Origin of the sequence: Acinetobacter sp. UBA6526 (assembly GCF_002434875.1) — a bacterium.
Classification (GTDB): Bacteria; Pseudomonadota; Gammaproteobacteria; order Pseudomonadales; family Moraxellaceae; genus Acinetobacter; species Acinetobacter venetianus.
In genome coordinates this window covers 1-5,169 of sequence record NZ_DJLC01000136.1, presented here as the reverse complement: position 1 = coordinate 5,169, position 5,169 = coordinate 1, and the positions used below count along the sequence as shown (strand labels likewise).

Sequence of the window (5,169 nt, the reverse complement as noted above, 5' to 3'; positions counted from 1 at the left end):
TTGTTTGATGTGGGTGGTTCGATGGATGCCTATATTGCTGAGTGTGAAAAACTTTTCAGTGCGGCAAAGTCGGAGTTTAAAACCTTAGAATATTTCTACTTCCATAACTGCCTGTATGACTATGTTTGGAAAGATAATCATCGTCGTAGTTCAACCCGTATGAATACTTGGGATTTGTTCCATACTTATGGACGTGATTATCGGGTCATCGTGGTGGGTGATGCCAGTATGGCTCCCTATGAATTAAAGTCTGCGGGTGGCTCAGTTGAATATATGAATGAAGAGTCTGGGGAAGTATGGTTGAGACGTTTGCGTCAGCATTTTGATAAAACAGCATGGCTTAATCCTGAGATGGAAGGCTATTGGCATTACACGCAAACGATTCAATGGATTAAAGAAACTTTTGAAGATCATATGTATCCGATGACTTTAAAAGGCATTGAGGGTATGACGCGATACTTATCTCGCTAAAATTTATATTAATACTTTATAAAAACAGGAATTGGAATGGAACATCATATTAACGGGATAGCTTTACCAAATGAAGCGGGCTTTTTTGGCGAGTTCGGCGGTCAATTTATTCCACCTCATTTAAAAGAGGCGATGGACGAGATCAATACAGCTTATGAAGAAATTCGTCATACAGCTGAATTTCAAAATGAGTTAAATGATCTGTTCAAAAATTATGTAGGACGCCCAAGTCCATTATTCCATGCAAAACGCTTATCTGAACAACTTGGTGGCGCGCAAATTTATTTAAAGCGTGAAGACCTGAATCATACAGGCGCACATAAAATTAACCACTGTCTTGGTGAAGCTTTACTTGCTAAATATATGGGTAAAAGCAAAGTCATAGCAGAAACAGGTGCTGGTCAACATGGTGTCGCGTTGGCAACGGCTTGTGCATTGGTTGGTATCCCATGTGAGATTCATATGGGGCAAGTCGATATTGAAAAAGAACATCCAAATGTCGTGAAAATGAAAATTTTGGGTGCTAAGCTTGTTTCAGTCACACAAGGAACTGCAACACTAAAAGATGCGGTAGATAGTGCTTTCGAAGAATATTTAAAAGATCCGAAAAACTATATTTATGCAATCGGTTCTGTGGTGGGGCCACATCCATTTCCAAAAATGGTTCGTGATTTCCAATCAATCATTGGTAATGAAATTAAAACTCAGGCAAATGAACGTTTTGGTCAACATCCTGATTATGTAGTGGCTTGTGTTGGTGGTGGTTCAAATGCAATTGGCGCTTTTACTGCCTTTTTGAATACGCCAGAAGTAAAACTGGTAGGTGTTGAACCTGCTGGACATGGTTTGGATACAGATAAACACTCCGCAACGCTAACTTTAGGTAAACCCGGTCAGATTCATGGTATGGCTTGTTACGTGCTTGAAGATGAAAAAGGTGAACCACTGCCTGTGCATTCAATTGCTTCGGGATTGGATTATCCCGGTGTTGGGCCACAGCATAGTTATCTTAAAGAAATTGGTCGTGTACAGTATGAAACAGCGACTGACCAAGAGTGTTTAGATGCATTTATGACACTTTCTCGTGTTGAAGGGATTGTTCCTGCTTTAGAAAGTTCACATGCAGTTGCTTGGGCTTTACGTGAAGCGCCAAAGTTAGATAAAAATATCAAGATCGTAGTAAATTTATCTGGGCGTGGCGATAAAGACTCAGATTATGTTGCTGAAAAATTAGGTTTGTAAGTCTAATATTCCACGATGTTAACTAAAAACCGCCTTGATCATAGGCGGTTTTTTTTCTGTTAAATAAGGCTGAATCCCGTTAGAATAAAGCGTTTTTGCAATTCGCATTTTGGAGACGCCTAAGTGGAGCGACCTACGATCAGCCCTGAACATTTACAAGAAGCGGCTGAAAACCTAGTCAGCATTCGAGATTTCATCCGTTTCGGTGTGACAGCACTTCGCCAATACGATGCACACTTAGGTCAAGGTACAGAAGATTATTTTGCAGAAAGTTCGGCGCTTGTCTTGCAAACGCTTTCACTTGAGTGGAACGCTGATGCTGAAATCTTAGATGCGAAGCTTTTACCAAGTGAAAAAGCTGAGTTCCTCAGTTTATTAGAACGCCGTATCAATGAGCGTGTTCCAACGTCTTATTTATTAAACCTTGCTTATTTCTTTAATAAGCCATTTTATGTAGATGAGCGTGTGCTTATTCCGCGTTCTCCAATAGCAGAATTGATTGAACAGCGTTTTGCACCATATTGCTTAGATGAAAATGGTCAAATGTTGGAAGCCTTAAATAGCCTGCCTGAGCACCAAAATCCTAAAACACCTCAACGTATTCTTGATATGTGTACGGGTTCGGGCTGTATCGCAATTGCGCTTGCTTATGCTTATCCAGATGCAGAAGTGGATGCGACTGATATTTCAAAAGAAGCATTGGAAGTTGCTTCAATCAATGCAGAACATCATGATAAACAATATCAAGTCGCATTACTTGAATCTGATTTATTCTCAAAAATTCCAGCTGAAAATCAATATGATTTAATCGTTAGCAATCCACCGTATGTGGATGCTGAAGATATGGCTGATTTACCAGAAGAGTTCTTACATGAGCCTGAGCTCGCACTTGCAGCAGGTCAAGATGGTTTGGACTTAGTTCGCAAAATGTTAGCTCAAGCAGCCGATTATTTAACTGAAGATGGTCTGATTGTAATTGAAGTGGGTAATTCTGAATGGGCAATGCGTCAGAACTTCAATACAGTTGACTTCCATTGGTTAACTTTCCAGAAAGGTGGTTCAGGTATTTTTGCATTAACTGCTGAACAATGCCGCCGTTATAAAGAAATATTTCAGCAATCAGTTCAAAATTAAGTAAGGGGCTAAAATATGGCAGGGAATAGTATTGGGCAACTCTTTCGAGTAACAACATGTGGTGAATCACATGGTGTTGGTTTGATGGCAATTGTCGATGGTGTGCCGCCGGGTCTTGAACTTTGTGAAGAAGATTTGCAAAAAGATTTAGATCGCCGTAAACCGGGTACATCAAAGTTTGCTACACAACGCAAAGAGCCTGATCAAGTCGAAATTATCTCAGGTGTTTTTGAAGGTAAAACGACAGGTACATCGATTGGTTTATTGATACGTAATACAGATCAAAAATCTAAAGATTATGGCAATATTGCTCAAACTTTCCGTCCAGGCCATGCAGACTATACTTATACGCATAAATACGGTTTCCGTGATTATCGTGGTGGTGGTCGCTCTAGTGCGCGTGAAACTGCAATGCGTGTTGCAGCAGGCGCGATTGCTAAGAAATATTTAGCTGAAAAGTTTGGTATTGATATTCGCGGACATGTCACACAAATCGGTAATGAAGTCGCAGAGAAACTAGATTGGGCAGAAGTGCCGAATAATCCATTTTTCTGTGGTGATGTAGATGCAGTTCCTCGTTTTGAGCAACTCGTAACTTCTTTGCGTGAGCAAGGTACAAGTTGTGGTGCAAAATTAGAAATTATTGCTGAAAAAGTACCTGTAGGCTGGGGTGAACCAGTCTTTGATCGTTTAGATGCAGACATTGCACATGCCATGATGAGCATTAACGCCGTAAAAGGTGTTGAGATTGGTGATGGTTTTGCTGTTGCTGGTCAGTTTGGGCATGAAACGCGTGATGAGCTCACCACAGATGGCTTTCTTGCAAATCATGCTGGTGGAATCCTTGGTGGAATCTCAAGTGGACAAACCATTCGTGTTGCAATTGCATTAAAACCAACGGCAAGCATTACCACACCGGGCAAGACGATTACAATCGACCGTGAAAATACTGATGTACTCACCAAAGGTCGTCATGATCCGTGTGTAGGTGTGCGAGCAACACCAATTGCTGAGGCGATGTTAGCAATTGTTCTGATGGATCATTTTATGAGAAATCGTGCACAAAATGCTGACGTATTGTCACCATTTAAACCAATCGAGCCTTAATATAATAGACCCATCGGTAAAATATTATCAGTGGGTCTGTTGAAATAATAAATTAATTTAAATAAAAAAATTATTAAATATTTTTAAATAATAATTAAAATATTATAGTGCCTCAGAAATTACATTATCTGAAGTTGCAATATGGTATTGATTTCGACCATTACTTTTCGCGATGTATAATGCATGATCTGCCTGTGATACAAACTCCGAAAGACTATCATTTAAATGTGGAGTCATCGTAGCTACGCCAACGCTGATCGTAACATTCTTGGATACACTGCTTTTCGGGTGGTTAATCGCAATCGTTCGGACAAGTTCCATTAAACGTTGAACTTGGATAATTGCTTGTTCTTTATCTGTCATGGAGAACAGTAACAAAAACTCTTCACCGCCATAACGCGCAGCAAGATCACCACTTCTTGATGCGATTGAGCCGAGCAGGATTGCAATTCTGCGAAGGCATTGATCGCCTTGAATATGTCCTAACGTATCGTTGTAAAGTTTAAAAAAGTCGATATCAATCATCATGATCGTAATTGGAACTTCATGACGAATGGCACGTTTCCATTCATTTTCAAGCACTTCATCCAAATAGCGACGATTTGCTAAACCAGTTAATGCATCTTGTTGAGATAAGATTGAAAGCTGTTGAGCTTGACGCATTAATTCTAGACGGTTTAATTCAAGCATGCAGTTTTGTAGATAATTTTCTCGATGTTGACGATCTGTGGCATAGGCCAGTGCCATGCCGAGAAAACTACTAAATGTATAAGTTCTGTTCAAGAAAGTCCAATCAATAGAACCACTTAGTGCTGTACTTGCAATCACACCAATTAAGCCACCACACCAACCCGCGATAATCGCAGTATAGAATCTCATTCCAACAAAGCCGTAAATGATGACAACTGCATACATCATAGCTGCATGGAATAGAACATTATTCTGACCTTGCTCTAAAACGTTAATTAGAGTGAACGTAATGGCTACAGCACCCATAGACCCTAAACCCACATAATGATCAAACCATTTATTGAGTTTTGGAACGAAGGCGATGACCCAAGCGATTGAGATGATGACCCCAACCCAACCATAAAAGGCAACCCAAGTAAGTCGGAGGTCTTCGGGTAAAACTTGATAGGTACCAAAGCTAAGATATAAATATAAACCTAAGATAATTGGCGCACGATAGCGAAACTCATGTGCAGCTTCATTTCT

Annotated in this window: 4 protein-coding genes and 1 pseudogene; 4 read left to right on the top strand and 1 reads right to left on the bottom strand. The window is 40.1% G+C overall.

The genetic code is table 11. From position 1 onward, the window contains the following. The 4 genes and pseudogenes from B4237_RS09110 to aroC all read left to right on the top strand — a co-directional run. Positions 1-471 (top strand): annotated as a pseudogene (locus tag B4237_RS09110) (hypothetical protein); the annotation flags it as partial. Positions 472-507: 36 nt separating this feature from the next. Continuing rightward, positions 508-1,713, top strand: coding sequence for a tryptophan synthase subunit beta (trpB, locus tag B4237_RS09105; RefSeq protein WP_278595232.1), 1,206 nt, complete (start codon positions 508-510; stop codon positions 1,711-1,713). Positions 1,714-1,836: 123 nt separating this feature from the next. Continuing rightward, positions 1,837-2,847 carry a 50S ribosomal protein L3 N(5)-glutamine methyltransferase gene (gene prmB, locus B4237_RS09100; protein WP_007483275.1) on the top strand — a complete coding sequence of 337 codons (1,011 nt, stop codon included), beginning with the start codon at positions 1,837-1,839 and terminating at the stop codon, positions 2,845-2,847. A gap of 15 nt (positions 2,848-2,862) precedes the next feature. Continuing rightward, positions 2,863-3,954, top strand: a complete 1,092-nt coding sequence (gene aroC / locus B4237_RS09095; protein WP_061391837.1) for a chorismate synthase — start codon at positions 2,863-2,865, stop codon at positions 3,952-3,954. Positions 3,955-4,056: 102 nt separating this feature from the next. Here aroC and B4237_RS09090 read toward each other — a convergent pair. Then, positions 4,057-5,169 (bottom strand): GGDEF domain-containing protein (locus B4237_RS09090; RefSeq protein ID WP_286942801.1); only part of this gene is annotated, 1,113 nt, incomplete at its 5' end.